Genomic DNA, 14,119 nt, shown 5'->3' on the forward strand with positions numbered 1-14,119 from the left:
GAGCACAAGAACAGGTTCGGATGAATGGTCCATTCATCCGAACCCGTCGGCGTCGAGCACTCTCAGTGCTGCCAGGAGAACAGGGTGTCACCAGCCGTCACGGGTCCGGGAGCGGCCTGGTCGAGCAGCGCGTCCGCGGTGGCGTCCAACGCGATGACCGGGCAGATCGGGGCGAACCCGGCGGCCTCGATCCCGGCCGGATCCCAGGTCACGACCGGTTGCCCGGCCCGCACCGACTCGCCCTTGACCACGTGCAGGGTGAAGCCCTCGCCCTTGCGCTTCACGGTGTCGATGCCCAGGTGCACGAGCACCGCCGCGCCGTCCGCCGTGGCCACCACGAACGCGTGCGGGTGCAGCGTGACGACCGTGCCGTCCACCGGGGACACCACCTCGCCCGCCACCCGGTCCGGCTCCACGGCGATGCCGGGGCCCACCATGGCTTGCGAGAACACCGGGTCCGGCACCTCGGTCAGCGGCACCACCCGTCCGCTGACCGGACTCGCCACGCGCAACGTCACAGCAGGTCCTCGATGTCACTCGCCAGGGTGTCGGCCTCGGGCCCGACGACGACCTGCACGATGTTGCCCGCCCGCATCACGCCGTGCGCGCCGAGCGCCTTGAGCGCCTTCTCGTCCACCCGGTCGCCGTCCTCCAACTCGCAGCGCAGGCGCGTGATGCAAGGCTCGATCTCCACGATGTTGTCCGCCCCGCCGAGCGCGGCGACGATCTTCTCCGCCTTGTCCGCCACTTCAAGTCCTCTCTCGACACCCGCAGTGAGGGTGCCACCGCTCGGGCACGGTCCCGTAACGGCGGTTGACACCCGCTTGGCGCGCGGAGCATCCTCCCCGCACCAACTGGTCTAGACCGGAAAGTACCAATCGGGGTTTGACCGCGCGACTACGGGGCGAGCACGGGGAGGTGTCATGAACCGCAACGAGATCGTCGACGGGCCCAAGCCCAAGCACGCCCAACTCCGGGACATCCTGCGGCGCATGGCCGAGCAGGAGCTGCCGCCGGGCTCGCCGATCCCGTCCGAACGCGACCTCGCGCAGCAGTACCGGGTCTCCCGGATCACGGTGCGCGCCGCGGTCGGTCAGCTCGTCGCCGAAGGTCTGCTGACCAGGGCGAAGGGCCGGGGCACCTTCACCGCCCGGCGGCGCATGGACGCCCAGCTCTACTTGGAGTCCTTCACCGACGACATGCGGCGGCGCGGTCTCGTCCCCACGACCGAGGTGCAGCGGTGCGCCGAAGAGGTGCCGCCGCCGGCCGCGGCGTCCGCGCTCGGCCTGCCCCCGCACGAGCCCGCCTGCCACCTCGTCCGCCTGCGCCGGGCCGACGGGGTGCCGCTGGCGGTCGAGCGTGGCTGGTACCACCCCCGAATCCTGCCCGGACTGCACCGGCACGACCTAACCGCCTCGCTCTACACGCTGCTCGCCGACAGCTACGGCGTGCAGCTCGACTACGCGCAGCAGACGGTCTGGGCCGAAGGCGCGGACCCCGAAACCGCGAAGCTGCTGGGCGTCAAGACCGGCAGCGCGCTCCTCGTCTTCCGCCGCGTCACCAGCTCCTCCGGTCGACCCGTCGAAGACATGACGTCCTGGTACCGGGGCGATCTCTACCAGGTGACCATGCAATTGGACCGGACCGACCCGGAATCCGGCCCGCTCTCCGCCAAAGGGAGGTAACCCATGAGCGCCAGCGCCCCACAGGCCGTCGGCGGTCGTGACATCAAGGGACTCGCCACGCTTCAGCGGTTCGGTCGCAGCCTCATGCTGCCGATCGCCGCGCTGCCGGTGGCCGGTCTCCTGGCCCGACTGGGCCAGGACGACTTGCTGGGCAAGAACGGCTTGGGGTGGAACAAGGTCGCGGCGGTCATCGGCAACGCCGGTGACTCGATCCTCGCCAACCTGCCGCTGCTGTTCGCAGTCGGCATCGCGATCGGGTTCGCCCGCCGGGGTGACGGTTCGACCGCCTTGGCCGCCGTCGTCGGCTACGTGGTGATGCAGGGCGTGTTCACGGCGATGTCGCCGTTCGTCCTGGACCAGCCGACCGAGGTGGGCGCCAAGCCTGTCCTGATCGACTACCGGGTGCTCGGCGGCATCGTGGTCGGCCTGATCACCGCCGTGCTCTGGCAGAAGTACCACCGGATCAAGCTGCCGCCGTACCTGGCGTTCTTCGGCGGTCGCCGGTTCGTGCCGATCCTGGTCGCCGCCGTGATGGTCGTGGTGGCCGTCCTGCTCGGCCTGATCTACCCGGTGTTCAACAGCGGTATCAAGAGCCTCGGAGAGGCGGTCACCGGCAGCACGATCATCGGCGCGGGCGTCTTCGGCGTCGTCAACCGCCTGCTGATCCCGCTCGGCCTGCACCACATCATCAACAACGTGGTGTGGTTCCAGTTCGGCGAGTTCACCACCGCCGACGGCAAGGTCGTCCACGGCGACATCACCCGCTTCCTGGCCCACGACCCGACCGCCGGCACGTTCCAGACCGGCTTCTTCCCGATCATGATGTTCGCGCTGCCCGCCGCCGCCCTGGCGATCGTGCACACGGCGCGACCGGCCCAGCGGAAGCTCATCGCGGGCATCATGGGCTCGGCCGCGCTGACCGCGTTCATCACCGGCGTCACGGAGCCGCTGGAGTTCGCGTTCATGTTCGTGGCGTGGCCGCTGTACCTGATCCACGCGGTGCTGACCGGCACCTCGCTGGCGATCACCAACGCGCTCGGCATCCACGACGGGTTCTTCTTCTCGGCGGGCGCGATCGACATGATCCTCAACTGGGGCATCTCGACCAAGCCCTGGCTGCTGGTCCTCGTCGGCCTGATCTACGCGGTGATCTACTACTTCCTGTTCCGCTTCGTCATCACCAAGTGGAACCTGCGGACCCCGGGCCGGGACGACAACGAGGACCCGGAAGCGGATCCCAGCGTCGTCGAGGGCACCGAGGTCAGGGAGGGCACCGGCGCCGGGGAGACGGAAACCCGCGCCAAGCGCACGCGTCCCGACCGGGACGGCTGAGAGACGAGAGGACGGATCATGGCTGAGCGACGGGTCACCGTGGCGAGCAAGGTAGGACTGCACGCCCGCCCTGCCGCCCTGCTGGCGAAGGCGGCTGCGGGCCAACCGGTGAAGGTCACCATCCGCAAGGACGACGGCCAACCGGTGGAAGCAGCCAGCGTGCTGGGTCTGATGACCCTCGGCGCGATGCACGGCGACGAGGTCGTGCTGGCCGCGGACGGCGAAGGCGCGGACGCCGCGCTGGAAGCCATCGCGGAGATGATCGCCACCGACCTCGACGAGGGCTGATCCACCCGGACGATCGACGACCGGGCCCCTGCTCGCACCTCGTGCGAGCAGGGGCCCGGTCGTGCGCGGGGTCTACTCCCCCAACGGCAACGGCAGGACGTCACCCGTCGCGGCACGCAGGGCGTCCCGCATCGCCGCCCGCGGCACGGGCCGGCCGGTGAACAGCGCGGACTGCCCGAAAGCCTGGTGCAGCAACATGTCCAGCCCGGTCGCCAGGGCACGGCCGCGCTTCGCCACCGCGGACGCCACCGGCGTGGGCCACGGGTGGTAGATGACGTCCAGGACGCACGGCGCCTCCGCCAACGAGGTGGCGATCGGCGCGGTGGCGGCCGGCGGAACGGTGCTCACCAGCACGTCGGACGAGGCCGCCAAAGCCGCGAAATCCGCGGTGTCCCAAGAGATCACGGTCAACGACACACCGACCCGGGCGGCACACGCCTCGGCCTCGGCGGCACGCGCCGCCGAACGGACCACGAGCGAGAACGACGTCACACCGACGGAAGCCAGGCCCACGAGGGCAGCCGTGGCCGTGCCGCCGGCTCCCAGCAGCACGGCGTGCGAACCGCCGGTGAACCCGCAAACAGCGCGGAGCGCGCCCAGCACACCGTCGACGTCCGTGCAGTCGGCACGCCAGCCGTCCGGGGTGGGGACGAGGGTGTTCGCCGCGCCGACCAGCGCAGCCCGCGAAGTAGCCGACGAGGCGACCGCGAGAGCCGCCCGCTTGCCGGGCATCGTCACGGAAAGACCCGCCCACGAGGAATCGAGCCCGCGCACCAGCGGCTCGACACCGTCGGCGGAACACTCGATCCGCGTGTAGGACCACCCGGACAGGCCCAGCGCCGCGAACGCGGCGTTGTGCAGCACAGGCGACAGCGAGTGGGTCACCGGCGAGCCGATGACCGCGGCTTGGCGGGCCACCGTCAGAAGACACCCTCCGCGCGGGCCTTGTCGACCAGGCGGTTGTGCTCGTCGATGTCCTCCGAGAAGCACGACGTGCCGTCCTTCTGGCACTTCACGAAGTACAGCCACGCGCCGGCCTCGGGGTTGATCGCCGCGGTGATCGCCTCCCGGCTCGGCGAGCCGATCGGCGTCGGCGGCAGACCGGCCACCTTGTACGTGTTGTACGGCCCGGAACGGTTGCGGTCGTCGTCGCTGGTGGTCACGATCGGGCGGTCCAGCTTGTAGTTGACCGTCGAGTCGAACTGGAGGATCTGGCTGACCGCCAGCCGGTTGTAGATGACCCGCGAGACCTTGCCGAAGTCCTTCTCCAGGCCTTCCTTCTCGATCAGCGACGCGATGGTCAGCACGTGGTACGGCCGGAAGCCGGTCGTCTTCGTGCCCGCCGGGATGCCGTAGCCCTGCAACCGCTGGGTCGACGTCTCGATGACGCTCTTCAGCAGCTCGGGGGCCGACGCGCCGGGCTTGAGCTGGTACAGGCCGCGCGTGATCAGGCCCTCCAGCCGGTGCTCGCGGGGCGCGCGGCCGAAGTCGGCCAGCGCCCACTCCGGGATGCCCAGCGCCGCCGCGTCGGCGTTCTCCGCCGCGTCCCGCAGCTCCTGCGGCGTCACGCACTTCTTCACGCCGCCCAGCTCCGCGCACGAGGCGTCGGACAGCATCGACAGGATGCCCTTGGTGACCTTGCCGTCCACGCCGGTGATGTCGTGCAGCACGTTGCCGCCCTTGACCTCCAGCGGGACGACCTTGGCCTTGGGGTCGGTCATCCGGTCGACCGCCGCCTGGCCGGACATCCTGGTCTTCATCAGGTAGAAGCCGGGCTGGATCGCGGTGACCCGCGGGTCCTCCCGCCCCGCCTCGGTGAACGCCCGCGCGCTGGCCACCACGTCCTGCTCCCGCAGGGTGGTCGCGATGGTCGTCACCAGGTCGCCGTCCTTGACCTCGACGACCACGTCCGCCTCGCCGGCGCCGGCGTAGTCCTCGAACGAGCCGATGCCGCTCAGCGTCTGGTACCCGTAGTAGGCGCCGACGCCGCCGACCGCGAGCACCAGCGCGACCACGATCCACAGGATGGTCCGCTTGCGCCGGCGCTTGGCCCGCCGCGCCGCCACCGCCCCCGACTTGGCGCGCGGCCGTTCGTCGTGGTGCACGTCAGGTTCGCTGAACAACCCGAGGTCGTCGCTCACGTGCGGTCCTTCGCTCCGGGGGCTCGCTCCTCATCGGCAGAGCGGGCCACGTGTCGTGCCCGTGCGTCCAGCCAGGACTGGAGGATCTCGACCGCGGCAGCCTGGTCCACGACGGCACGTTGCTTCCTGCCCCGCACCCCGCGCTCGGCGAGCACCCGGCTCGCCGTGACCGTGGTCAGCCGCTCGTCGTGCAGCCGCACCGGAACCGGTGCGACTCGCCCGGCCAACGCCGCAGCGTACGCCGCCGCCGTCTCCGCTGCCGGCCCGTGTCGCCCGGCCAGGGTCCGTGGCAGACCGACCACGACCTCCACGACGCCGTGCTCGGTGACCAGTCCGGCCAGGTCCGCGAGGTCCCGCCCGGACTTCTCGTCACGTGCCAGGGTAACGAGCGGAGTCGCCAGAAACGCCCCCGGGTCGCTCAGGGCGACCCCTACCCGGACCGCTCCGACGTCGACGCCCAGCCTCCTGCCGAGGCCGGGGTCGTCGACGCCGGGACGGTCAGTGCTGCTCAACGGCGCGGTCCACCTCGGCACGCAGGGCGGCCAGGGCCTGGTTCACGCCGGCGGGGTCGGTGCCGCCGCCCTGGGCCAGGTCCGGCTTGCCGCCGCCCCGGCCGCCGACGGCGGGGGCGAACGCGGGCACCAGCTTGCCGGCGGCGAGCCCCAGCGAGCGGGCGGCGGCGGTGGTGGCCACCACGAAGCTCACCTTGTCGCCGTCCGGGGCGAACAGGCCGACCACGCCGGGCCGGTCGCCGAGCCGGTTGCGCACCTCGCCGGCCAGCGTCCGCACGTCGCCGGCGGGGGTGCCGGGGGGCAGGGTGAGCGCCACCAGGGCGACCCCGCGCACGTCGAGGGCCTGCTCGGCCAGCGAGCCGGCGCTGGACAGCAACTGGGCGGCGCGGACCCGCTCCAGCTCCTTCTCCGCCGTGCGCAGCCGCTCGACCAGGGCCTCGACCCGGGCCGGCACCTCGGCGTCGGGCACCTTCAGCAGCGAGGCCACGTTCTGCACCAGGGCCCGCTCCCGGGCCAGGTACTGGAACGCCTCGATGCCGACGTAGGCCTCCAGCCGGCGCACCCCGGAGCCGATGGACGACTCGCCGATCACCGTGATCGGGCCGATCTGCGACGAGTGCTCGACGTGCGTGCCACCGCACAGCTCACGCGACCACGGACCGCCGATCTCGACCACCCGCACGGTCTCGTCGTAGGTCTCGCCGAACAGGGCGACCGCGCCCATCTCCTGGGCGCCGCCCATGTCGGTGTAGACGACCTGCACCGGCAGGTCGCGCCGGACCGCGAGGTTGGAGACCTCCTCGATCTCGCTGCGCGTCTCCTCCGACAGGCCTCCCGTCCAGGCGAAGTCCAGCCGCAGGTAGCCCGGCTTGTTGTAGGAGCCGCTCTGCAGCGCGGACGGGCCGAGCACCTGCCGCAGGGCGGCGTGCACGACGTGCGTGCCGGAGTGGCCCTGGCGGGCGCCGACGCGCCACTCCGGGTCCACCCGGGCCTCGACGTGCTCGCCCTCGGCGATCTCGCCGGACAGCACCCGCACCTGGTGCACCCACAGCTTGCGGGCCACCTTCTGGACGTCCACGACCTCCAGCTCGGCGCCGCCGGACACGATCGTGCCGGCGTCGCTCTCCTGGCCGCCGGACTCGGCGTACAGCGGGGTGCGGTCCAGCACGACCTCGACGATCTCGCCCTCGCGGGCGGAGCGGACCCGCTTGCCGTCGCTGATGATGCCGCGCAGGGTGGCCTCGGAGGCCAGCTCCTGGTAGCCGGTGAACTCGGTCGCGCCGAGGTCCAGCAGCTCCCGGTACACGGTCTGGTCGCCGTGGCCGGTCTTCTTGCCGGCGGCGTCGGCCTTGGCGCGGGCGCGCTGCTCGGCCATCAGCTTGCGGAACCCGTCCTCGTCCACGGTCAGGCCCGCCTCGGCGGCCATCTCCAGGGTGAGGTCGATCGGGAAGCCGTACGTGTCGTGGAGCTGGAACGCCTTGTCGCCGGGCAGCGTGGCGCGGCCGTCGGCCTTGACCTCGGCGGCGGCGCCCTCGAAGATCCGCGACCCGGCCTCCAGGGTCCGCAGGAAGGTGTCCTCCTCGGCCTGGAGCACCTGGGCGATCCGGGCGAACCCGCTGACCAGCTCGGGGTAGGTCGGGCCCATGGCGTCCCGGACCAGCTCGGCGAACCGGACCAGCACCGGCTCGGTCACGCCCAGCAGGCGGGCGGACCGGATGATCCGGCGCAGCAGGCGGCGCAGCACGTAGCCGCGGGCCTCGTTGCCGGGGGTGACGCCGTCGCCGACGATCAGCACGCCGCTGCGGGCGTGGTCGGCGATGACCCGGAACCGCACGTCGTCGACCGGGTCGGCGCCGTACTTGCGGCCGGACAGCTCCTCGGCCTTGCGGATCACCGGGAGCACCAGGTCGGTCTCGTAGACGTTGTCCACGCCCTGGAGCAGGAACGCCACCCGCTCCACGCCCATGCCGGTGTCGATGTTCTTCTTCGGCAGGGAGCCGACCGGCTGGTGGCCGTCCTTCGGGCTCAGCTCGCCGCGCACGTCCTGCATGAAGACCAGGTTCCAGATCTCCAGGTACCGGTCCTCGTCGACGACCGGGCCGCCCTCCTTGCCGTAGGCGGGGCCGCGGTCGTAGTAGATCTCCGAGCACGGGCCGCCGGGGCCGGGCACGCCCATGTCCCAGTAGTTGTCCTTGCCGTCCCGGCGCTGGATGCGCTCCTGCGGCAGGCCGGCGACCTTCTGCCACAGCTCGATGGCCTCGTCGTCGTCCAGGTAGACGGTGACCCAGATGCGCTCCGGGTCGAAGCCGTAGCCGCCGTCGTCCTGGGACTTGGTGATCAGCTCCCAGGCCAGCCGGATGGCCTCTTCCTTGAAGTAGTCGCCGAACGAGAAGTTGCCCGCCATCTGGAAGAACGTGTTGTGGCGGGTGGTCTTGCCGACCTCGTCGATGTCCGGCGTGCGCACGCACTTCTGGATGCTGGTGGCGCGCTCGTACGGCGGCGGGGCCTCACCGAGGAAGTACGGCTTGAAGGGCACCATGCCGGCGTTGACGAACAGCAGGTTCGGGTCGTCCAGGATCAGCGAGGCACTGGGCACGACGGTGTGGCCGGCTCGCTCGAAATGCTCGCGGAAGCGCTTGATGATCTCGTGGGTCTGCACGGGCTCGTCCTTGGATCTGGAGTGGAAATCAGGGCACGGCGAGGCGAACGACCTCTAGCGGTCGTTCGCCCTGCGCGCTCGCCGACCCGGCGTGAAGCCCGTCTGACGTTCCACGCTCTCTTGCAACTCGTGCTCGCGCTCGGTCATTCCCGCGCGGACCTCGGCGCCGAACGAGCCGATCGCGCCGGCCAGCTCGCGGAGTCCCTCGCCGACGTTCGCGCCGATGCCGGCCGGGGTGGCGGCGTGCGCGGCCTGCCCCGCCTTGCGGGTGGCGACCACGCCGGCGGCGATGCCCAGGCCGAACCAGAACAGCCGCCTCATCGCCGGCCCCGCCGGGAGTGCTTCTTCGGCGACTGGGCGGCGGCGCGGCGCGCCCGGATGGCCTTGCTGACGCCGTAGGACAGCGCGGCGGCCTTGACCAGCGGGCCGCCGAGGGTGGCGGTGAACAGCGAGGTCAGCGCGGAGACGTTGCCGGTGACCGCGCGCGCGTTGGCGGTGATCCCGTCCACCCGCTCAAGCTGGGTGTTCACGTGCGTGATCGTGGTGTTCGCGCCGGTGAAGATCGGGTCGCTGTTCTGGTGCGCCTTGCGGATGGCGATGGTGGCCTCGTCCAGCGTGCGGCCCAGCTTGATCAGCGGGATGGCCAGCAGGATCACCAGCAGCACGAACGCGCCGGCGGCGACCAGCGCGGCGATCTGCCCTGGCGACACGGATCCTCCTGAAAGGCTTGCTGGGGGCGTCGGGCGCCCAAGGTTACCGTGTGTCGCCCGAATGACCTCTGGTGGATCTCCGTTCCGCCTGCCGCGCGCCACCGGCCGGCATGTGAGAACTACTCGGATGACCGATGACCTGCCCGTTCCGTTGCCGTACCGTGATCTTCGCTGTTCGACCCCCACTTCCAGGAGGACACGGCATGGCTCAGGAGAACGAGACGTACGAGGCCCCGTCCAGCGGCCTGCTGCTCAGCGCGGAGCCGCTGACCGGCGCGGTCGACCGGGGCAAGGCCAACGGCGCGGTCGCCGACAACGACGGCAACGACTGAGTGACCGTCCCGTCCCTGGCTGACCTCGTCGCACCGGTCGGGGTCAGCCAGTTCTTCGCCGCGGTGCAGGGCCGGGTCCACCGGCGGTTCCCCGGCCGGGCGGGGCGGTTCGCCGACCTGCTGCCGTGGTCGGAGGTCAACCGGGTGCTCCGGCAGCACCGGCTGGAGTTCCCCCGCCTGCGGCTCGCGCGCGGCGGCGAGGTCGTCCCCGCGCACTCCTACTCGGAGCTGGTGGAGACCCGGCGCACCGGGCTGGTGCCCCGGCTGCTGCCCGCCGGTTTCGCCGCGGAGATGCGGGGCGGCGCGACGCTGGTGCTGGACTCGGTGCACGAGCTGTTCGGCCCGGTGGGCGAGCTGGCGGTCGCGCTGGAGCACGAGCTGCGCGAGCGGGTGCAGGTCAACCTGTACGCGGGCTGGGGCGTCACGCACGGCTTCGACGTGCACTGGGACGACCACGACGCGATCATCGTCCAGGTCTCGGGCCGCAAGCGGTGGCGGGTGCACGGGGTGACCAGGCCCGCGCCGTTGCAGCGGGACGTGGAGCTGCCGGAGCGGCCGTCGAACGAGCCGCTGGAGGACTTCCTGCTGGAGGACGGCGACGTCCTCTACGTGCCGCGCGGGCACTGGCACGACGTGTCGGCGGTCGGCGAGGAGTCGCTGCACCTGACCATCGGGTTCAACCGGGCCACCGGGGTGGACCTGGTGGCGTGGCTGGCCGACCAGTTGCGGGCGGACGAGGTGTTCCGCACCGACCTGCCGCGGTTCGCCGCACCCGAGGAGCAGGCGGCGCACGCGGACGTGCTGCGGGCCCGGGTCGCCTCGCTGATGGACGCGGGCGTGGTGGGGCGGTTCCTGGCGGACCGGGACGCGCAGGCCCCGGCGATCCCGCACGTGGGCCTGCCGTGGACGGCGACGCGCGACCTGCTGCCGGCCGGCGACGAGGCCGAGGTGCGGTTGCTGACGCCGCGAGCGGTGCTCACCGTCGGCCCGGAGACCGTGTCGCTGGAGGCGGCCGGTCAGCGGCTGGTCTTCGCGGCGGCGGCGGCACCGGTGCTGGAACTGCTCGCGGGCAGTGCCCGGCACTCGGTGAAGTCTCTGGTGGAGGCCGGAGCGCCGACCCTGGACCGGGCGACGGTGCGAGCATTGCTCGGCGAATTGGTCACCAGAGGAATGCTCGCACCGGAGTGATCCGGTAAGATTAGGTATGCCTAACGTAAGTTCGGGCCTGCCGGGGTGCGCGATCCTCACGCGCCAGCTTGGCGGCAACCCGGCCGGTACCGCGGCGCACATGACGTCGTGGCTGCTGATCGAGCAGCCCGGTCCGTGGCCGTCCGACGCGTTGGAGCAGACCCTGGCCTCGGTGTTCGCGCCGGGGCGGCTGGACGGGCCCCGCGCGGCTGGCCTGCGCCCGCTGCTCATCCGCCGCCCCGGCCGGCACCGGCGCGCCGAGTCCGGGCCGCGCTCGGTGTTCGTGGCCAGCGGCGTGCCGGGGAACCGGTGGCTCGAACGGCTGGCGTTCGAGGACCTCGGGTCGCTGGACGTGGCCGCGCTGGCGGCGGGCGTCCCCGGTCACGGCGAGCGCGTCGACGGGCCGTTGTTCCTGGTGTGCACGCACGGCACGAAGGACATGTGCTGCGCGGTGCTGGGCCGCCCGCTGGCGGGCGTGCTGGGCGCGAACCACCCCGGCCGGGCGTGGGAGGTCAGCCACGTCGGCGGTGACCGGTGGGCGGGCAACCTGCTGGTCGTGCCGGACGGGTTCCTGCACGGGCAGCTCGACCCGGGTGAGGCGGCGCTGGTCGCGAAGGCGGCGCTGGCCGGGCAGGTGCAGCCGGAGCAGCTCCGCGGGCGGACGTCGGCGTCGAGCCCGTGGGCGCAGTACGCCGAGATCGCGGTGCGCAAGCACGTGGGGGGGCTGCGCGGGCTGGACGCGGCGCTGGCCGTGGCCGAACGGCCGGTCGAGTCGCCGGACGGCGAGGCACGGGTGGTGACCGTGCAGGGTGTGGATCACCTGTACGAGGTGACGGTTCACCGCAACGAGGCTGCCGTGAGGGGCGAGAGCCGCTGCTCGGGCGTGATCGCGCCGGCCGCCTACACGACGGACGACATCAAGACACCGGCCACGGCCTGAGCGGGACGCGCCGACCACGACCTGCCCCTGCGCGGGACGCAGCCACGGGTTGAGTGGGGCGCGCCGACCACGACCTGAGCGGGAGAGTCGTCCCGCCCGGTATCCCCGGCCGGACGGGACGACCGGTCCCTACCGCCGGGCCAGCGTGAGGTAGGCGAAGCCCATGCTGCCGCGGTAGCCCTTGAGCCACAGGTCGCGGTGGTCGTCCACGATCTTCCGGGCCTCGGCCGCCTCCGGGTGGTCCGGGTTCTCCAGCAGCCAGCGCTCCCGGCCCGCGCACCAGCGGGACTCGAAGCTGTCCCACTCGTCCAGCGTGGCGGTGGCCAGGTTGAGCAGCCGGTAGCCGCAGGCCATCGCCAGGTCCACCAGCTCGTCCAGGGTGCCGAACTCGTCGGGGGCGAAGACCTCCAGCGTGCGGGCGTTCGGCTCGCTCTCCCAGAACCCGTCGCCCAGCAGGAGCCGGCCGCCGGGCTTGAGCCGGGCGTGCATCGCCTCCAGCGTCCGCCGGGTGCCGCCCCACGCGTGCGACGCGCCGATCGAGATCACCACGTCCGCCGGCGGCGTCTCCCACGTGGTCACGTCCGCCCGGTCCAGCCGGACGCGCTCGCCGAGGCCGCGGGCCTCGATGTTCGCGTTGCCGCGGTCGATGGCGTAGTCGTCGGAGTCGACGCCGAGGCCGATCGCGCCCGCCTCGTGCTCCACCGCCCGGAGCAGCAGTTCCGCCCAGCCGCACCCGTAGTCCACCACGGTCGCGTCGCGCAGCGGGGCGAGGCTGTTGATCAGGTCGTACGCCTTCGTGTCCGACAACGGCGAGTTGAAGTCGAGATAAGCATGGCCATTGGCCGGAGCATCGTTCACGGCGCACACCGTTGCAGACGCGGCCCGGATCGGCATCGGATTTATTCCTGCCCCCGGACAACCCGGCGCAGCTTGGGCAGCCGTTCGGCGATGTATCGCTCCGCGCCCCGGCCGGTCGGCTCGTAGTAGTCGCGGCCCACCAGGTCGTCCGGCGGGTACTGCTGGGTCAGCACGCCCTCCGGCACGTTGTGCGGGTACCGGTAGCCCTGCGCGTTGCCGAGCTTCTCCGCGCCCGCGTAGTGGCCGTCCCGCAGGTGCGCCGGGACCGAGCCGATCGCGCCTTTCCGCACGTCCGACATGGCCGCGCCGATCGCCGTGGTCACCGCGTTCGACTTCGGCGCGGTCGCCAGGTGGACGGTGGCGTGGGCCAGGTTCAGCGCGCACTCGGGCAGGCCGATGAGCTGCACGGCCTGCGCGGCGGCCACGGCGGTCTGCAACGCGGTCGGGTCGGCCATGCCCACGTCCTCGCTGGCGTGGATGACCAGCCGCCGCGCGATGAACCTCGGGTCCTCCCCCGCCTCGATCATGCGGGCCAGGTAGTGCAGCGCGGCGTCCACGTCCGAACCCCGGATGGACTTGATGAACGCGCTGGTCACGTCGTAGTGCTGGTCGCCCTGCCGGTCGTAGCGGACGGCCGCCTTGTCGACCGTGGCCTCCAGCGTCGGCAGGTCCAGCACACCGGTCCCGGACACCGCGTCGGCGGCGGCTTCGAGCGCCGTCAACGCCCGCCGCGCGTCACCGCCCGCCAGCCGCACGAGGTGGTCCTCGGCGTCCGGCTCGACGGTGACCGCCCCGTTCAGCCCACGCTCGTCCACGACCGCCCGGCGGACCAGGGCGCGCACGTCGTCGTCGCCCAGCGGACGCAACTGGAGCACCAGCGACCGGGACAGCAGCGGCGAGACGACCGAGAAGAACGGGTTCTCCGTGGTCGCGGCGACCAACAGCACGATCCGGTCCTCCACCGCGCCGAGCAGGGCGTCCTGCTGGGTCTTGGAGAACCGGTGCACCTCGTCGATGAACAGCACGGTCGACTCGCCGGAGCGGACCAGCCGGCGACGCGCCTCCTCGATGACCGCGCGGACTTCCTTCACCCCCGCCGAGAGCGCGGACAGCGCGGCGAACCGCCGTCCGGTGGTCTGCGAGACGAGCGTGGCGAGGGTGGTCTTGCCGGTGCCGGGAGGGCCGTAGAGCATCACCGACGCGGGCGAGGACCCCTCCACCAGCCGACGCAGCGGCGCGCCCGGCCCGAGCAGGTGCCCCTGGCCGACCACCTCGTCCAGCGTGCGCGGACGCATCCGCACGGCCAGCGGGGCGTTCGCGGCGATGCGCTGCGCCCGCTCCTCCGGGTCGACGCCGAACAAGCCCTCGTCGAACAGCCTTTCGTTCACGTGTTCGACTGTAGCTCCCCTGTGCAGTCCCGCTGTCCGAGCGTGCAACGGCGGTTCCCCGGCGGGCGCGGGCGCGCCAGGGTGGC

At 72.1% G+C, this 14,119-nt stretch carries 16 protein-coding genes; 6 read left to right on the plus strand and 10 right to left on the minus strand.

Annotation, left to right across the window (positions count from 1 at the left end):
• Window positions 1–62: 62 nt before the first annotated feature.
• Window positions 63–518, minus strand: coding sequence for a PTS sugar transporter subunit IIA (locus ACQPZF_RS30095; RefSeq protein WP_433262653.1), 456 nt, complete (start codon window positions 516–518; stop codon window positions 63–65).
• Window positions 515–748: a glucose PTS transporter subunit EIIB gene (locus tag ACQPZF_RS30100; protein WP_433262654.1), complete on the minus strand. Its 234-nt coding sequence runs from the start codon at window positions 746–748 to the stop codon at window positions 515–517. Before ACQPZF_RS30100 ends, ACQPZF_RS30095 begins: the two co-directional genes overlap by 4 nt.
• Window positions 749–923: 175 nt before the next feature.
• Between ACQPZF_RS30100 and ACQPZF_RS30105 the strand changes: the two genes are divergently transcribed.
• Genes ACQPZF_RS30105 through ACQPZF_RS30115 form a run of 3 tightly spaced genes read left to right on the plus strand, consistent with a single transcriptional unit; the run spans window position 924 to window position 3,305 of the window.
• Window positions 924–1,685, plus strand: coding sequence for a GntR family transcriptional regulator (locus tag ACQPZF_RS30105; protein WP_433262656.1), 762 nt, complete (start codon window positions 924–926; stop codon window positions 1,683–1,685).
• Between the two features lie 3 nt (window positions 1,686–1,688).
• Window positions 1,689–3,017 (plus strand): PTS transporter subunit EIIC, encoded by a 1,329-nt coding sequence (locus ACQPZF_RS30110; protein WP_433262659.1) that lies wholly within the window; start codon window positions 1,689–1,691, stop codon window positions 3,015–3,017.
• 18 nt (window positions 3,018–3,035) lie between these two features.
• Window positions 3,036–3,305, plus strand: a complete 270-nt coding sequence (locus ACQPZF_RS30115) for an HPr family phosphocarrier protein (protein ID WP_433262661.1) — start codon at window positions 3,036–3,038, stop codon at window positions 3,303–3,305.
• A gap of 72 nt (window positions 3,306–3,377) precedes the next feature.
• Here ACQPZF_RS30115 and ACQPZF_RS30120 read toward each other — a convergent pair whose 3' ends face one another.
• The 6 genes from ACQPZF_RS30120 to ACQPZF_RS30145 are packed head-to-tail and all read right to left on the minus strand — an operon-like array spanning window position 3,378 to window position 9,327.
• A complete protein-coding gene (locus ACQPZF_RS30120; RefSeq protein WP_433262663.1) occupies window positions 3,378–4,223 on the minus strand; it encodes a shikimate dehydrogenase in 846 nt (281 codons plus the stop codon).
• 2 nt (window positions 4,224–4,225) lie between these two features.
• A complete protein-coding gene (mltG, locus tag ACQPZF_RS30125) occupies window positions 4,226–5,446 on the minus strand; it encodes an endolytic transglycosylase MltG (protein WP_433262665.1) in 1,221 nt (406 codons plus the stop codon).
• Window positions 5,443–5,958 (minus strand): Holliday junction resolvase RuvX, encoded by a 516-nt coding sequence (ruvX, locus tag ACQPZF_RS30130; RefSeq protein WP_433262667.1) that lies wholly within the window; start codon window positions 5,956–5,958, stop codon window positions 5,443–5,445. Before ruvX ends, mltG begins: the two co-directional genes overlap by 4 nt.
• Complete coding sequence (gene alaS / locus ACQPZF_RS30135) at window positions 5,945–8,617, minus strand: alanine--tRNA ligase (protein WP_433262670.1); 2,673 nt, start codon at window positions 8,615–8,617, stop codon at window positions 5,945–5,947. The genes ruvX and alaS overlap by 14 nt, the downstream gene beginning before the upstream one ends.
• Window positions 8,618–8,671: 54 nt before the next feature.
• Window positions 8,672–8,938, minus strand: a complete 267-nt coding sequence (locus ACQPZF_RS30140) for a hypothetical protein (protein ID WP_433262672.1) — start codon at window positions 8,936–8,938, stop codon at window positions 8,672–8,674.
• Complete coding sequence (locus ACQPZF_RS30145) at window positions 8,935–9,327, minus strand: DUF948 domain-containing protein (RefSeq protein WP_433262674.1); 393 nt, start codon at window positions 9,325–9,327, stop codon at window positions 8,935–8,937. Before ACQPZF_RS30145 ends, ACQPZF_RS30140 begins: the two co-directional genes overlap by 4 nt.
• 203 nt (window positions 9,328–9,530) lie before the next feature.
• Here ACQPZF_RS30145 and ACQPZF_RS30150 point away from each other — a divergent pair, with 203 nt between their 5' ends.
• Genes ACQPZF_RS30150 through ACQPZF_RS30160 form a run of 3 tightly spaced genes read left to right on the plus strand, consistent with a single transcriptional unit; the run spans window position 9,531 to window position 11,787 of the window.
• Window positions 9,531–9,659, plus strand: a complete 129-nt coding sequence (locus ACQPZF_RS30150; RefSeq protein ID WP_433262676.1) for a hypothetical protein — start codon at window positions 9,531–9,533, stop codon at window positions 9,657–9,659.
• Window positions 9,660–10,847, plus strand: a complete 1,188-nt coding sequence (locus ACQPZF_RS30155) for a cupin domain-containing protein (RefSeq protein WP_433262678.1) — start codon at window positions 9,660–9,662, stop codon at window positions 10,845–10,847.
• Window positions 10,848–10,863: 16 nt separating this feature from the next.
• Entirely contained in the window at window positions 10,864–11,787 is a 924-nt protein-coding gene (locus ACQPZF_RS30160) for a sucrase ferredoxin (RefSeq protein WP_433262680.1), read from the plus strand.
• A gap of 129 nt (window positions 11,788–11,916) precedes the next feature.
• On the opposite strand, the gene ACQPZF_RS30165 is transcribed toward ACQPZF_RS30160, so the two are convergent.
• Both ACQPZF_RS30165 and ACQPZF_RS30170 read right to left on the minus strand, forming a co-directional pair.
• Complete coding sequence (locus ACQPZF_RS30165) at window positions 11,917–12,645, minus strand: SAM-dependent methyltransferase (RefSeq protein ID WP_433262682.1); 729 nt, start codon at window positions 12,643–12,645, stop codon at window positions 11,917–11,919.
• Between the two features lie 41 nt (window positions 12,646–12,686).
• Window positions 12,687–14,033, minus strand: a complete 1,347-nt coding sequence (locus tag ACQPZF_RS30170; RefSeq protein WP_433262684.1) for a replication-associated recombination protein A — start codon at window positions 14,031–14,033, stop codon at window positions 12,687–12,689.
• Window positions 14,034–14,119: the final 86 nt, after the last annotated feature.

It is taken from the genome of Actinosynnema sp. CS-041913 (assembly GCF_050942485.1).
Lineage (GTDB): Bacteria > Actinomycetota > Actinomycetes > Mycobacteriales > Pseudonocardiaceae > Actinosynnema.

Coding starts and splice junctions, on each gene's coding strand:
- ACQPZF_RS30105 (WP_433262656.1), top strand. CDS start 924: ATGAACCGCAACGAGATCGTCGACGGGCCCAAGCCCAAGCACGCCCAA.
- ACQPZF_RS30110 (WP_433262659.1), top strand. CDS start 1,689: ATGAGCGCCAGCGCCCCACAGGCCGTCGGCGGTCGTGACATCAAGGGA.
- ACQPZF_RS30115 (WP_433262661.1), top strand. CDS start 3,036: ATGGCTGAGCGACGGGTCACCGTGGCGAGCAAGGTAGGACTGCACGCC.
- ACQPZF_RS30140 (WP_433262672.1), bottom strand. CDS start 8,938: ATGAGGCGGCTGTTCTGGTTCGGCCTGGGCATCGCCGCCGGCGTGGTC.
- ACQPZF_RS30150 (WP_433262676.1), top strand. CDS start 9,531: ATGGCTCAGGAGAACGAGACGTACGAGGCCCCGTCCAGCGGCCTGCTG.
- ACQPZF_RS30160 (WP_433262680.1), top strand. CDS start 10,864: ATGCCTAACGTAAGTTCGGGCCTGCCGGGGTGCGCGATCCTCACGCGC.